The organism is Vibrio sp. V39_P1S14PM300 (assembly GCF_009904765.1).
GTDB classification, from domain to species: domain Bacteria; phylum Pseudomonadota; class Gammaproteobacteria; order Enterobacterales; family Vibrionaceae; genus Vibrio; species Vibrio proteolyticus.
Window position 1 is genome coordinate 1 of the sequence record NZ_WXWP01000400.1, and the last position, 14724, is coordinate 14724.

The 14724-nt window shown below is 51.9% G+C and carries 12 protein-coding genes; 5 read left to right on the top strand and 7 right to left on the bottom strand.

The window, feature by feature from the left end; genetic code table 11:
• The first annotated feature begins 89 nt into the window (after positions 1 to 89).
• The 4 genes from torE (at position 90) to CAG65_RS20875 (ending at position 5900) form a co-directional block, all read left to right on the top strand.
• Positions 90 to 266 carry a trimethylamine N-oxide reductase system protein TorE gene (torE, locus tag CAG65_RS20860; protein ID WP_161454868.1) on the top strand — a complete coding sequence of 59 codons (177 nt, stop codon included), beginning with the start codon at positions 90 to 92 and terminating at the stop codon, positions 264 to 266.
• 50 nt (positions 267 to 316) lie between these two features.
• Positions 317 to 1501 carry a pentaheme c-type cytochrome TorC gene (gene torC / locus CAG65_RS20865; RefSeq protein WP_161454869.1) on the top strand — a complete coding sequence of 395 codons (1185 nt, stop codon included), beginning with the start codon at positions 317 to 319 and terminating at the stop codon, positions 1499 to 1501.
• A 24-nt stretch (positions 1502 to 1525) separates the two neighbouring features.
• Complete coding sequence (gene torA / locus CAG65_RS20870) at positions 1526 to 3988, top strand: trimethylamine-N-oxide reductase TorA (protein ID WP_161454870.1); 2463 nt, start codon at positions 1526 to 1528, stop codon at positions 3986 to 3988.
• Positions 3989 to 4163: 175 nt separating this feature from the next.
• On the top strand, positions 4164 to 5900 hold the full coding sequence (locus CAG65_RS20875; protein WP_161454871.1) for a glycoside hydrolase family 36 protein: 1737 nt from the start codon (positions 4164 to 4166) through the stop codon (positions 5898 to 5900).
• Between the two features lie 29 nt (positions 5901 to 5929).
• Here CAG65_RS20875 and CAG65_RS20880 read toward each other — a convergent pair whose 3' ends face one another.
• Positions 5930 to 7117 carry a putative manganese transporter gene (locus CAG65_RS20880; protein ID WP_161454872.1) on the bottom strand — a complete coding sequence of 396 codons (1188 nt, stop codon included), beginning with the start codon at positions 7115 to 7117 and terminating at the stop codon, positions 5930 to 5932.
• 209 nt (positions 7118 to 7326) lie between these two features.
• Between CAG65_RS20880 and CAG65_RS20885 the strand changes: the two genes are divergently transcribed.
• Entirely contained in the window at positions 7327 to 8232 is a 906-nt protein-coding gene (locus tag CAG65_RS20885) for a manganese-dependent inorganic pyrophosphatase (protein WP_161454873.1), read from the top strand.
• 61 nt (positions 8233 to 8293) lie between these two features.
• Here CAG65_RS20885 and CAG65_RS20890 read toward each other — a convergent pair whose 3' ends face one another.
• From CAG65_RS20890 to pspF, 6 genes are all read right to left on the bottom strand, one after another.
• Positions 8294 to 9079: a peptide ABC transporter ATP-binding protein gene (locus CAG65_RS20890; RefSeq protein WP_161454874.1), complete on the bottom strand. Its 786-nt coding sequence runs from the start codon at positions 9077 to 9079 to the stop codon at positions 8294 to 8296.
• On the bottom strand, positions 9076 to 10071 hold the full coding sequence (locus tag CAG65_RS20895) for a peptide ABC transporter ATP-binding protein (protein ID WP_161454875.1): 996 nt from the start codon (positions 10069 to 10071) through the stop codon (positions 9076 to 9078). The genes CAG65_RS20890 and CAG65_RS20895 overlap by 4 nt, the downstream gene beginning before the upstream one ends.
• Positions 10071 to 10958: an ABC transporter permease subunit gene (locus CAG65_RS20900; protein WP_161454876.1), complete on the bottom strand. Its 888-nt coding sequence runs from the start codon at positions 10956 to 10958 to the stop codon at positions 10071 to 10073. Before CAG65_RS20900 ends, CAG65_RS20895 begins: the two co-directional genes overlap by 1 nt.
• Entirely contained in the window at positions 10945 to 11907 is a 963-nt protein-coding gene (locus CAG65_RS20905; RefSeq protein ID WP_021707115.1) for an ABC transporter permease, read from the bottom strand. The genes CAG65_RS20900 and CAG65_RS20905 overlap by 14 nt, the downstream gene beginning before the upstream one ends.
• Position 11908: 1 nt before the next feature.
• Positions 11909 to 13528, bottom strand: coding sequence for an ABC transporter substrate-binding protein (locus tag CAG65_RS20910; RefSeq protein ID WP_021707114.1), 1620 nt, complete (start codon positions 13526 to 13528; stop codon positions 11909 to 11911).
• Between the two features lie 122 nt (positions 13529 to 13650).
• Positions 13651 to 14640, bottom strand: a complete 990-nt coding sequence (pspF, locus tag CAG65_RS20915; protein ID WP_161454877.1) for a phage shock protein operon transcriptional activator — start codon at positions 14638 to 14640, stop codon at positions 13651 to 13653.
• Positions 14641 to 14724 lie beyond the last annotated feature (84 nt).

Consider the following 14724-nt stretch of genomic DNA (forward strand, 5'->3'; position numbering starts at 1 on the left):
GTCTAACATTTCTCCTTATTACTTGTAGTGGGTAGTCAGCCACTGCCTATCAAATAAATCATGCTTCCAAAAATAATACGGGAAAATGTATGCGCAATGTTAATAAAAAAGAAGGCGGAGAAAAACGCGCTTTGGAGTGGAAGGCGTTCCTCTTCATCACTGTTCTTTTGTTTCCTATTCTAAGCGTCGCTTTCGTCGGTGGGTACGGATTCATTGTCTGGATGCTGCAAATGTTTGTCTTCGGACCTCCAGGTGCACACGGATAACCGTAGATACGCCGCACTACGTTTCATCGAGAATATTGAGAGAACCGATCATGAAAGCATTTATCGTTAAATTTTGGCATACCCTGACTCGTCCGGCCGTCCACATCAGTTTGGGTGTTTTGACTATGGGCGGTTTTATTGCCGGGGTCATCTTCTGGGGTGGCTTTAATACGGCGCTGGAAGCCACCAATACGGAAGAGTTTTGCATCAGTTGCCACACCATGCGTGACAACGTCTATGTGGAACTGCAGGAAACCGTCCACTGGAAGAACCATTCTGGCGTTCGGGCTACCTGCCCTGACTGTCACGTTCCTCATAATTGGACAGATAAGATCGCACGCAAGATGCAGGCGTCCAAAGAAGTGTTTGCCCAGGTATTTGGCAACTATGGTGAAGAAGGCGTGTTTGAAGAGCACCGAATTGAACTGGCGAAACACGAATGGGACCGTTTTTCGGCCAACAAATCATTAGAGTGCAAAAACTGCCATAACTATGACTCGATGGATTTTGAGCAGATGTCACCGACGGCGCGCATTCAGATGAAACAGGCGGCAGAAAAAGATCAGAGTTGTCTCGACTGCCACAAAGGGATAGCGCATAACCTGCCGAAAAATATGGACAGTGCAGCTGGTATTGTCGGTGAATTGGAAGCACTTGCTTCCAATACGGATTACGCCAAAGGGGCCACTTTGATCAGCGTGCGTCATCTGCCGGTTTATGAAGATGCAAACGCGACAGTGGAAGCGGGACTGCTCAATCCGGCCTCCGCCGTCACGGTGGTGGATACCAAAGGTGAGATGGTGGCGGTTGAAATCTCTGGCTGGCGCAAAGCCAAAGGCTTTGGCCGCGTGATTCAGGAAGATTTCGGCATGAACATCGCCACAGCATCATTGCTGAAAGATACAGCGCTGAGTGACGCGGTCGTGACCAAAGGTGAGAAGAAAGTGGATGAGTTGACCGGCCTGCCTTGGGAGCAAGTGACCGCCAAAGTATGGATGAAGAAACAAGCCATGCTGAACGATATTACGCCCGTATGGGAGAAGGCCGGTGCCGCTTACAAAACGAACTGTTCCGTTTGCCATACCCAGCCTAAAGAAGACCATTTCGACGCCAACACCTGGCCTGGTATGTTTGACGGTATGCTGGCGTTTGTGAACTTTGATACTGACACCGAAGCCCTGGTCTTGAAATACCTGCAAAAGCACTCTTCAGATTTTTCTGAAGGTCATCACTAATCTGCGTCAGATGGAGTAACTGAAATGGCGATTACACGTAGAAGTTTTCTTAAAGGTGTGGCTGCTACTAGCGCGGCCTCTGTGATCGGTCCGAGTCTGTTGGCGTCAGCCTCGGCAAGCGCGGCAGAAACGACCGGCAGCTGGAAAGTGTCCGGCTCACACTGGGGCGCGTTCCGTGCGCATGTCTACGCAGGTAAGGTTCAGGCGATCAAACCCTTGGAAACCGATACTCACCCCACGGACATGCTGAATGGTATTCAGGGGATTATCTATAACCCGTCGCGCGTGCGTTATCCGATGGTACGCTTGGATTGGTTGAAAAAGCACAAATACAGCGCTGATACCCGGGGGAACAACCGCTTTGTGCGCGTCACCTGGGATGAAGCCATCGATCTGTTTTACCGCGAGCTGGAGCGGGTACAGAAAGAGTATGGCCCTTGGGCCTTACATGCCGGTCAAACCGGCTGGAATCAGACAGGATCTTTCCACAACTGTACCGCGATGATGCAGCGTGCTGTCAATATGCACGGCAACTTTATCACCAAAGTTGGCGATTACTCGACCGGCGCCGGGCAGACCATCATGCCTTACGTACTGGGGTCGACAGAAGTCTACGCTCAGGGGACATCCTGGCCGGAGATCCTCAACAACTCGGATACCATTGTATTGTGGGCGAACGATCCGGTGAAAAACCTGCAAGTGGGCTGGAACTGTGAAACGCACCAGTCTTACGGCTATTTGGATCAACTCAAAGAGAAAGTTGCTAAGGGTGAAATCACAGTGATCTCGGTCGATCCGGTCAAAAACAAGACGCAACGGTTTTTGCAAAACGACCATTTGTATATCAATCCACAAACGGACGTCGCCTTTATGCTGGCGGTGGCCCATGTTTTGTATAACGAAGCGTTGTACGACAAAGCGTTTATCAAGACCTACTGCCTGGGTTTTAATGAGTTCATCACCTATGTACAGGGGGAAACCAAAGACAAAGTAGAGAAAACCCCTGAGTGGGCGGCGGGGATTTGCGGGGTGGAGGCGGAGACGATTCGTCAGTTTGCCCGCTCTTTGGTGAAAGGCCGCACTCAGTTACTGTTTGGCTGGTGTATTCAGCGTCAGGAGCACGGCGAGCAGCCTTACTGGATGGGGGCGGTGTTGGCGGCAATGGTCGGCCAGATTGGTTTGCCTGGTGGCGGTATTTCTTATGGTCACCACTATTCCGGTATCGGTGTTCCATCAACTGGCTTCGCCGGTCCGGGCGGTTTTCCGCGCAACCTGGATCAGGGCAGTAAGCCGAAATGGGACAATAACGATTTCAATGGTTACAGCCGCACCATTCCCGTAGCGCGATGGATTGATGCGCTGATGGAGCCGGGTAAGAAGATCAACCACAACGGTAATTCGGTCACGCTCCCTGGCTTCAAAATGATGGTAATTTCCGGCAATAACCCATGGCACCACCATCAGGATCGTAACAAGATGAAGCAGGCGTTTCGTAAACTGGAAACCGTCGTTACGATCGACTTCAACTGGACCGCCACTTGCCGTTTTTCCGACATCGTCCTGCCCGCTTGTACACAGTGGGAGCGTAATGATATTGACTCTTACGGATCGTATTCAGGAAAAGGGCTCATTGCGATGCATCGCTTGGTCGATCCGCTGTTCCAGTCGCGCACCGACTTTGAGATCTTTACTGAGCTGACACGCCGCTTTGGCCGCCACGAAGAATACACGCGTGGTATGGATGAGATGGAGTGGGTGCGCGCGTTATATAACGATTGCAAAAAAGCCAATGACGGTAAGTTCGAGATGCCGGAATTCGAGCAATTCTGGCAGCAGAGTGTCCTGGAGTTTGGTGAAGGCAAAACCTGGGTTCGCCATGCCGATTTTCGCAATGATCCGGAGCTTAATGCACTTGGGACGCCTTCTGGTTTTATCGAGATTACATCTCGTAAAATTGGGCGTTTTGGTTACCAGCACTGTCAGGAACACCCGATGTGGTTTGAAAAAACGGAACGTTCGCACGGCGGGCCTGGCTCAGAGCGGTATCCGTTTTGGTTGCAGTCATGCCATCCGGATAAACGTCTGCACTCACAGATGTGTGAATCTGAAGCGTTCCGTGCGAGTTATGCGGTACAAGGGCGCGAACCTGTTTACATCAACCCGGATGACGCCAAAGCCAAAGGCATTCAGGACGGAGACCTGGTGCGAGTGTTCAATGGCCGCGGCCAATTGCTGGCCGGAGCGGTTCTGAGTGACAGTTATCCACGAGGTGTTATCCGCATCGAAGAGGGCGCCTGGTACGGACCGCTGAATGAAAAAGAAGGCGCGATATGTACTTATGGCGACCCGAATACACTGACACTGGATATAGGTTCGTCTGAACTGGCTCAGGCCACATCAGCCAATACCTGTATTGTCGACTTTGATAAATTCAGCGGTAAAGTGCCGCCTGTCACCGCGTTTGGCGGGCCAATCGAAGTGGCTTAATCCTGTTTTCTTTAGTGGCTGAAATGCCGGCCTTTGGGCCGGCACTTTTGTGTCTCCGGCAGGGGTACAAAGGAAAAAAGCGTGACCGGGGTAACTATTTGTACAGCGTTTCAAATAGACAAGTAGCGGGCAGGGTGCTGTAATTTAAACAGTTAATATGTTTTTGGTCACTGCCATGTCTTACCTCCTTACCCTTGCCAACCATCGTGAACTTGAGGTGCTTAACTCGAATCTGCACGCACAGGTGGAAGGCAATCAGGTCAGTTTTACCTATTCTGGCTTGTCCAATGACGCGCTGTCCGATGCGTATCCGCTGTTCCAATGCTCGTTTGATTGTGAATCAAGTGCGGTGTTGCTCGGCGACGGCTTTCAGATGTTGGCGCAAACTTCGGGAACCGTTGCGCACCCCATCGACATTGGACGTTGCCCGGACAACAGCACTAGCTATCGGATTTATTCCCATCAGGCTCGCAAACGCTACTACAACTATCTGTTGGTTGAAGATTCACTTGGTTACACCTTGTATGGGTTCACCTCTTGCTACCGTTTTGCCGGCTATTTTGAAATCAGTGAGCAGCAAGGCAAACCAGTCATCACCGCTTATCTGGATGGTGAGTACACCTGTCCGCAAGACTGGGAAACGAACCAGTTGGAATCGGTAGTGGTGTTGTCTGCGACGTCATTATCCTGCTTGTTGCGCGAGTACGCAGAACGGATTACGGGCCATCATTTTCCCAGAGCAGGCGTCAAACAGACTGCGCCGATTGGCTGGTGTTCTTGGTATGCCTACTACGCCGATGTGACCGAGCAGGATATTCTCGACAATGTCGAACACATGAACCATGAACTCGATAAGCTGGAGTGGGTTCTGCTGGATGACGGGTATCAGGCGTTCATGGGGGATTGGCTGACGCCGTCTGATAAGTTCCCTTCCGGCGTGAAAGCCTTGATTCAGGATATTCGCCGCCGGGGTAAGAAGCCGGCCATCTGGTTGGCGCCGTTTATTGCTCAGCCGGAGTCACAAGTGTTTCAAAACCACCCGGACTGGTTTGTGCGCCAACCGGACGGCTCACTGCTGAAAGCGGAAGACGTCACCTATGGAGGATGGCGCTGCACACCCTGGTACATTCTCGATACCTCTAACCCCGATGTGCAAGAGCACCTGACAACGGTGGTACGCACCATGCGTGAAGAGTGGGGTGTGGAGCTGTTTAAGCTGGATGCGAATTATTGGGGGACGCTCAAAGGGCGCCGCTGGCAAAGCGGCGTAACTGGTGTACAAGCATATCGAATGGGTATGGCAGCGATAGCACAGGGCGCGGGCGATGCCTGGTTATTGGGGTGCAACGCACCGATGTGGCCATCGCTGGGGCTGGTGGACGCAATGCGTGTCTCTGATGACGTGGAGCGGGATCCTCGTCGCTTTGAACAAATTGCGAAAGAAACCTTCTTTCGCAGTTGGCAACATCGTCAGCTATGGCAGATCGATCCCGATTGCGCCACTTTGGTTTCCTTGCCGAATCAGGCGACGGAGCGGCAGTATTACGAGTTTCACCGTAATGTGTTGTTGGCGTGTGGTGGTTTGCTGTTGTCGGGGGATCCCTTGCCTGAGCTGACTTCTTTTGCCAAAACATCACTCGCTAAACTCATGATCCGCCATAAGCACACGCAGGAAGCGGCCCGTTTTACCGCACTCGGCCTTAATCATGCATTTTTGAAACTCACCGATCGCAACGATTTGCACTGTCTGTTTAATTATCAGCAGAGTGCGCGGGATGTGGTATTGACCGCGGATCACCCAGTGTATTGGTACGATTACTGGAGTGGTGAAAAGCTGTGTGAAGAGCCCGTACAGATCATGGAAATTCCGTTGCAGGCCGGTTTATCGAGCCGCGCGATTATTACCGCCTGAGTGCACTCAGATCTGGGCCTTAATCAGAGTTATTCAAACATCAAAAAATAACCGTAACCGACCAACAGGGCAGGAATTGACGAGTACACAGTGGCCATCAGGGCCGCTTTGGGCGCCATGGCGATGGCTGGGAACAGTGCGTCGCCATCGTTGGAAATAGCGTTCGCCAGTTGTGCAGACAAAGGCACCGCACCGGATATGTATAAACTGGTGACCAGGATTTGCGGGCCACAACCTGGCAGCATACCAACGGCCACGGCCATCAAAGGAAGCAGCCATCCCCAGCCCGAAAATAGCGTGGCCAGGTTGGCACCGGTAAAGTGCGCGGACAACTCAAAAATCAGAAAGGCCACGATGACCCAGGCACTGACAAAATTGGTGTCCTGAGCGGTTTTTTGCAGCGGATGAGACGAAACCAGCTTGTTGTCTTCCGATACGGTTGACTCGTAGTCGCGGATCTCTTTCGTCAGCGCCCAGAGTAACGTGCTCACTACCGCCAACAGCGCGCCTAACCATTCAATGGTCATGCCCGGCAATGCCAACAGATGATTGACGTCGACCTGAAAAGATCCCAGAAATGCCACGATCATTGCCGGAGGCAGTAACCATTTCCAGAATGCGCCTTGCAGATTAATGGCGGTCTGTTCAAGTGGAGTATGGGACGCCTCTCGTTGGCAGGTCTGTGCACTTAAAGGGGGATCTGGCCGCAGAAAATCGTCGCGATGAAGGGCATTCACGGTCAGACCCGAGACGCATCCAACGGCAATACCAATCGTGATGACCAACAACCCGGTCACTGGTTCGCTCGCCAGTAGCAGGAAGGCCGCATCGCCCATGGTTGAGGTCAACACCGCGACGACTGCGCCGAATCCGACCCGGCCACTGACAAACTGAGTAGTTACGACAATCGCACCGCCACACCCGGGCAAGGCACCCAGCAGAGAGGCCAATACAACCTGGCCTGAGCGTGAGCTCTGATACAGCGCGACAAGGCGGTTTTTGCCACTCATTACAATGGCCAGGTAGTGGTACAGCGCCAGGGTAAAGGCCACGTAACAGGAGACTGCCCAAAAAGCATCAGATAACGTCGTGACGGTCACCATCCGTGTCGGTTGTGCTAACAGCAGGGCGGATAACAATGCTGGTAAAATTAACCGTTTATGTGCGAGCTGAAACTGTGAAACCGACAGCCAGCGGGGAAGAGTTATTGTCAGCATACGCAACGCAATTACCTATAATGAGAATTATTCTCATTATAGGTAATTGATAATCATTCGCAATAGTTTTTTTGACCGCCAATCCGTCACATTTTTCTTGCTCTCAGACAATGACAATCTGTCGTTTTCAGGTAAAGTAGCCGCCTTTGTGAGCAATTACCCTGATGGTTTCCGCCGTTCAGGGACAACATCAAATAACAGGAAATAACATGATTCTAGTGGTAGGTCATAAGAACCCAGACAGTGACAGTATCTGTGGTGCTCTGGTAGCGACTGAGTTGCTGAAAGCTCGTGGTCTGAGCGCGAAGCCGGTTCGTCAAGGTGAAATCAACCGTGAGACACAACACATTCTCGCCACAGCCGGAGTCGATCAACCTGAGCTGTGCACCAGTGTGGCCGGTGAGAAAGTCTGGTTGGTGGACTACACGGATCTGGCTCAGGCGCCGGATGACATTGCGCAAGCGGAAATCTTAGGTATTGTCGATCATCACCGTCTGGGTGATGTGATGACCACGAATCCGTTGGAAGCCTGGATTTGGCCAGTAGGATGTACCTGCACCATTTTGTTTAACCTGTTCAAAATGGAACAAGCGACCATCACGCGTCCGTTAGCTATTCTGATGATGTCGGCCATCTTGTCAGATACCGTGGGTTTCGCCTCTCCGACATGCACGCCAAAAGATGAAGAAGCGGTACACGCACTGGCAGAGATCGCTGGTGTGACCGATCTTGACGGCTTCATCAAAGCACTGCTGATCGCAAAAACGGACATTGCAGGCTTGTCGGCGGCGGAATTGGTTGAAAAAGATCTTAAAGCCTACCCATTCAACGGCCGTGATGTAGTGGTTGGTCAGGTTGAACTGGCAACCCTGGATCAGGTGGATGGTATGATCGAAGCACTGGAAGCGGATTTGCAACGTCGCTGCGAGGAAGATCAACTGGCGTTTGCGGCGGTGATGTTGACAGACATCACGACAGCTCAAACTCGCTTGATCTACAAGGGTGAGTGGGCGTCTAAACTGGAAAAACATGAACAGAATGGCCAGTTGATGATGGAGAATACCCTGAGTCGTAAGAAGCAGGGTTGGCCATGGCTACAAGCTGAACTGGCGTAATCTGTCAATGTAGTAGAGGCTCCTGATGGAGCCTTTATTATGCCGGGCGGATGTGCTGCGATTACTTAAAACAGGGCGCTTTGTTAAAGTGGCTCTCGACCATGCGCTGGGTAATGATGTGCTGCGGGTTCGAGAGAATATCGAGTGTCTCGCCGAATTCAACCACTTCCCCTTCATGCATAACCATGATCTTATCGGTGATGTGTTTGATGATCCCAATGTGCTGGGATACGTAAATGAACGATACCCCCATCTCTTCCTGCAACTCGAGAAACAAGTTGATGATCTGCGAGCGCATCGCCATATCCAGGCCGTTGAGCGCTTCATCGGCCACGATAATTGAGGGTTGCAGAATCAGTGCCCGAGCCAGGCATACCCGTTGTTTCTGACCGGCCGCCAACATTTGCGGATAAAAGTAGGCATGCTCTGGTAATAAGCCCACCCGCCGCAGAGTGTCTTTGACCCTTTTTATGCGCGCTTCTGGCGGCATGTTGGTGTTTCGTTTCAGCGGACCTTCGAGAATCCGGCCAATCTGAATACGCGGATTCAATGAGGTATTGGGATCCTGAAAAATCATCCGAATCAGCTTACAGCGTGTGGAATAATCCTTATGTTCCAGCTTGTCCCCATTAACGAAAATGTCGCCTGAAGATGGCTCAATAACCCCGGCCAGCATACGTGCCAACGTTGACTTGCCTGAGCCATTCTGGCCGATAAAACCAAGCGTTTGACCTGCTTCAAGCGTAAAGCTGACCGGCTTTACCGCGTGATGCACTTTTTTGCGGAACAATCCGCTGCGGGTCACAAAGTCTTTCGTCAGACTGTTGACTTCTAGCAGCGCACTCATTTCGATTTCTCCATATTCAACGGGAAGTGACAGGCAAACTTATGGTTTTTTACCCGGCGCGTATGCGGGCTTTCTACACATTGGCGTTGTGCGTATGGGCAGCGAGGCCCTAGGCGGCAACCAATCGGCAGGTGCTGGAGCGGAGGAATCGAACCTGGCAGTGACTGCAGCTTCTCTTTGTGCGGAATCCAGTCACTGAAATCGGGCATCGCTTTCAGCAGCGCAGCGGTGTACGGGTGCTTTGGCGCAGAGAGAATTTTGGCGGTGTCAGCGGACTCAACCGACTGACCACAATACATCACGGTAATGCGGTTCGCCCACTGGGTAATGGTCGTCAGGTCATGGCCGATCAGCATGATCGCCGTATTGTTGATTTGGTTCATCCGGCTGAGCAGACGCAGGATCTGCGATTGGGTAATCGGGTCCAAGTCGTTAGTCGGCTCATCGGCTATCAGCAGCTTAGGCTTGGTGGCAATCGCCATTGCTATCATGATTTTCTGACACTCACCATCGGTCAGTTCATACGGGTAGCTGTTCATGATCCGTGAGTGGTCTTTGATGCCGACCTTGTGTAATAGGGCAATGGCCTGTTTTTTTCGCCAGCCGAACCGTTGCCACCATTTGCCTTCAAAAGCACGCCATGGAATGGATTCGATCAATTGCTTGCCGACTTCTTCAGAAGGGTCAAGACAGGTGGAGGGCTCCTGAAATATCATCGCGATGTCACGTGAGATTACCCGGCGTCGCTCTCGGGGCGTCAGTTGCAACAGATCGATGTTACCGAGCCGCATTCGGTCAGCGGTAATTTTCCAGTTGTCTTTACAGACACCTACGATGGCTTTTGCTACCAGACTTTTCCCTGAGCCAGATTCGCCCACCAGGCCGCGGATCTCACCTTCACTCATGGTGATACTCATACGGTCGACTGCTTTGACCATGCCCTGTGGGGTATCGATTTCAATGGTCAGGTGTCGAATATCTAAAAGTGGCATTATTCCGTCCCCGCATTCAACGCTTGGCGGGCGCCTTCGCCGACCAGGTTGACAACAATAACAGTGAACATAATCGCCAGGCCGGGCAGTGTCACCGTCCATGGAGCCAGATAAATCAGCTCCACAGAGTCACCGATGATGGCGCCCCATTCGGTACTTGGTGCCTGTGCACCAAGACCGAGAAAACCCAGTGCCGTTATATCAAGAATAGCCAGAGACAGAGCAAAAGTAATCTCATGCGCGATCACAATCAGTATGTTCGGCAGAATAGAGTTCCACAGCAAATAAAAATCGTTGGCGCCATCTAATCGTGCCGCCATGATGTAGTCTTTTTCGACTTCATTATGCACCGCTATGTAGACCGAACGGATGAATCGGGGGATCAGAGCCAGGCAAATCGCCAACAGGACATTGAATTCCCCGAAACCAAGCAGAGCTACAAAAATAACCGCTAAGAGCAGTGACGGGATAGACATCACGGTATCCAGCAGGTGATTGAGCGTACTGGACAACAACCCTCTGGTCATGCCGGCCAGAATACCGATCGCACAGCCAACTACGGTCGCGATAGCCGTGATCAGAATTGCGGCGCCAAAGGTCAGTTGTGAGCCGCTGATCAGGCGTGACAGGATATCGCGGCCAAGATCGTCGGTGCCGAAGAAATAATCAACGGTGCCCGCTGGGTTCCAGGAGGGCGGGACCAATAGCTCGCCAGTCTGAGCTTGTGGATCATGCGGTGTCAGCCAGGGAGAGAACAGAGTGATGAGCAGCAGCAAGACAAGGCACCAAAGGCCGAACATCGCCAGGCTATTGGCCCGATAACTGCGCCAGAAGCGCTCAAACTGAGTCGGGATGCGTTCTTCCTGATAAATGTTATTTGTTAGCATACCACTCTTTCCTTACCAGCGGATTGACCATCGCGCCGATCAAATCAGACAGAATGTTGGCGGTCAGAACTAAGGTCGCAACCACGATCACACCTGCCTGAATGGCGACGTAATCCTGATTAGCCAGAGCGTCCAGCAGCCAGCGGCCGATGCCCGGCCAGTTGAAAATCGATTCCGTGATGATTGCCAGCGTCAGCATGCTTGAGAGCTGAACCCCAATCTTCGGGATGATCGGTGGAATGGCGTTGCGCAGCACGTGTTGGGTCACAATCTCATAGTTGGACAGACCGCGGATGCGAGCGACCCGAATGTAGTTTTGTGTGATGACTTCCGCCACCGATGTACGCATCAGGCGAATAACCTGGGTTGTTGGTGCCAGCGCCAGAACCAGACACGGTAAGATCATGTGTTCAATGACACTTTGCAGTGCATGTGCGCGGTAGATATCTTTGGCCAGCATGGTATCAATCAGAGCAAACCCCGTGACATGTTCGACTTCATACAGTAAGTCATAACGACCGGATACGGGCAGGATCTGAAAGTGGAGAGAGAACACCATAATGAGCAGCAGCGCCACCCAAAAGACCGGCGCTGAGTAACCGGACATGGAGACAAACGAGATCACCGTATCCAGCCATTTTCCCGGTTTCATGCCGGCAATGGTGCCCAGTGGGATGCCAATCAGCAGCGAGACAATGAAAGCGATAAAACACAGCTCCAGCGTCGCAGGGAAGACGATTTTCAGTTCTTCAATCACAGGCGTGCCAGCTTTGTTCACACCGAAATTCAATTGGATCAACTCGCGCAGGTAGGACACCCAGCCTTGCCAGAAATCCTGCAGCGCCCAGGGAGACTCGGGATCGAGGCGCAACAGGCTGTAGCCGACAATGGTCAGAATCAACAGCGTGATGATAAACAGGTTGAAGCGACGAATCGTATACACAAACATACTATTTAGCCCTCTCTACCAGGTCGAAAGGCTGAGAGTTAAACGGACTGATTTTAAAGCCCACCAGTGATTTGTCCTTAGCTTGAAATTGCATCCCGTGTGACAAAGGAATCACCGGGAACTCCTCATTGAGGATGTTTTGTGCCTGCTTGTAAAGATTGAGGCGGTAACGAGGCCGATCAACTTCCCGTGCCAGATCGAGCAAGAAGTCGAAATCGCTGTTGCACCATAATGACACGTTAAGCCCGGCGCGTTCGGAATCGCATGACAGCAGTGGCCGGAAGAAGTTATCCGGATCGCCGGTCGCGGCATTCCAACCAGTTAAGAAGAGATCAACGTGCTCTTGCTCCACCGCTTCTTTACGGTTAAAGCGATCATCGGTCAACAGGTTCACTTTGACACCGATGTCGGCCAGGTTAGCCTGAATCAACTCTGCTGTTTTCCGGGGGCTCGGGTTGTAAGCGCGTGGCTCAAGCGGTACCAGCATATTCAGTTCCAGACCATTTTTGTAACCGGCATCACGCAGCAGAGCGATGGCATAATTACGATCATAACGAACCTGAATGGTGTCTTTCTGATAAGCCCAGGAATCGGGTGGCAATACCGAGTACGCTACCTGGCCAGTGCCGTAATACACAGAATCAAGAATGTTCTGCCTGTTAATGGCGAAGTTAAGTGCTTTTCGCACCCGCTTATCATTGAGTGCCGGATGCGATGTATTCACGGCGATAAACGAGATGTTCATTGACGGTTTGGCCACCAAATCGAGCCCTGGCTGGCGCTCGATGACTGGCAACTGGCTTGAAATTGGCGAATTGAGTACGTCGCACTCTTTGCGCAGTAGTTTCGCCAGTGTACCAGTGCCGCGGTGGGAGATGTCAAAGACGACTTGCTCCATTTTCGCCGGACCTTTCCAGTAGGTTGGGTTGCGCTTGAGACGCACCAGATCGTTGACCTGATAGTCATCGAGATAAAATGGCCCGGTGCCAACCGGCTGTGAGTCCATCAACGGCTTTTCGTCGTTGATCACCAACTCGTCGCCATACTCTTTCGAATGAATCACAGCGTGGCTGGTGGCGATGTTCGACAAAAAGGTGTTATCCGGACGGGAGAGGATGAACAATACTTCAGAGTCAGACAGCGCGCGGACTTCCTGAATCAGGTTGGAGAAGCCGATGCCGTGAAACCAGGGATACTGGCCGTTACCTACGTAATGAAAGGGGTGCGACGAATCGATAATACGGCGGAAGCTGAACACGACATCGTCTGCGTTCAGCGTGCGGGTCGGCGTAAACCATGGGGTGGTCTGAAACCAGACGCCCTGGCGTAAGGTGAAAGTGTATTGCGTCCCGGACGCATCGACCCGCCAGCTTTTCGCCAGATTGGCGATGGGCCGGTGAGATTTAGGATCCAGAACCAGCAGCGTATCAAATAGCTGCGGGCTCAGTGTCTCAGAGGTGATCCCGCTGTCGACCAGCTGTGGGTTGAATGTGTCCGGACTACCCTGACCGCAATAAACAAAGCCCGTCTGGCGTACCTTGCTATGGTCGATTTTGTCGCCACAGCCAGCCAGCAGGCCGAGGCTACATAGTCCAAGTGTCAGTCGAATGATCGCTTTCATAGAAAGAACAGTAAAGTGGTTCACGGCGGAACAAAGCCTGATATTATGCCCCAGATTTTTGCCAATGTATCACTAAAACGCACAAAAACATTGAGTAGAAAGGGGATTCCTCAAAAAATTGTCTATTTTTGCCCGGTCATGTCGTATTTACGCATCATGCCTCTGAACTGATGATAGCTGAGCCCGAGCAGTTCTGCTGCGCGGCGTTGATTGAATTTAGCCGCTTCCATCACCTGATCTAACAACCACTTATCCTGATGTTCTTGCCACTGTTTATAGTCCATCGGAAAGCTGAACTCTTGCTCGTTTGGTTTCTCAGGGTGTTCCGTTTTTGTCTCTTCCTGCCACTCGACCTGAAAGGGATCCAGTACGATTTCGTCGATTGGTGCGTCACTGATACCATGCTGATACACTGCCCGTTCGACCACATTCTTCAGTTCACGTACATTGCCCGGCCACTGATAAGCCAACAACTGCTCAATGGCTCGGGTAGAGAAGCCGACAAACAGCGCCAGATCCAATTCGCGACACATTTTGATTGCGTAGTATTCGGCCAGAAGCAGGATATCTTCACGGCGCGCTCGCAGTGGCGGCAAATGAATGACATCGAACGCCAGACGGTCTAATAAATCAGCGCGGAATTCCCCGGCACTCGCCAGAACTGGGAGGTCGGCATTGGTGGCGCAAATCAATCGTACATTGGCGCTGAGCAACTGATTGCCCCCTACGCGTTCATACTGGCCGTATTCGATGACCCGCAGCAGCTTTTCCTGAACCAGCAGAGGGGCGGTGGCGAGTTCATCCAGGAACAGAGTGCCATTCTCCGCGCGCTCGAAGCGGCCCTGATGCCGGCCTTTGGAGCCAGTGAAGGCGCCAGCTTCATGACCAAACAACTCTGAGTCAATCAGGCCTTCACTTAATGTGGCGCAGTTAAGCGACACCAACGGCTGATCCCAGCGTTTAGACAAATAATGTAAACGCTGGGCAATCAGTTCTTTACCGGTACCGCGTTCGCCCAGAATGAGCACCGGTCGATCGATTGCCGCCAGCTTTGATACTTTATCCAACACTGACAGAAAGCGTGGAGACTCGCCAATTAGGTTCTGTTGCATCGTGGACCTCAGAGAAGTGGTTAAATTTACCAACTGTTAGTGAATCACATCTTAGCACAACGGTCGCGCTGGGAGGTGTTAAAG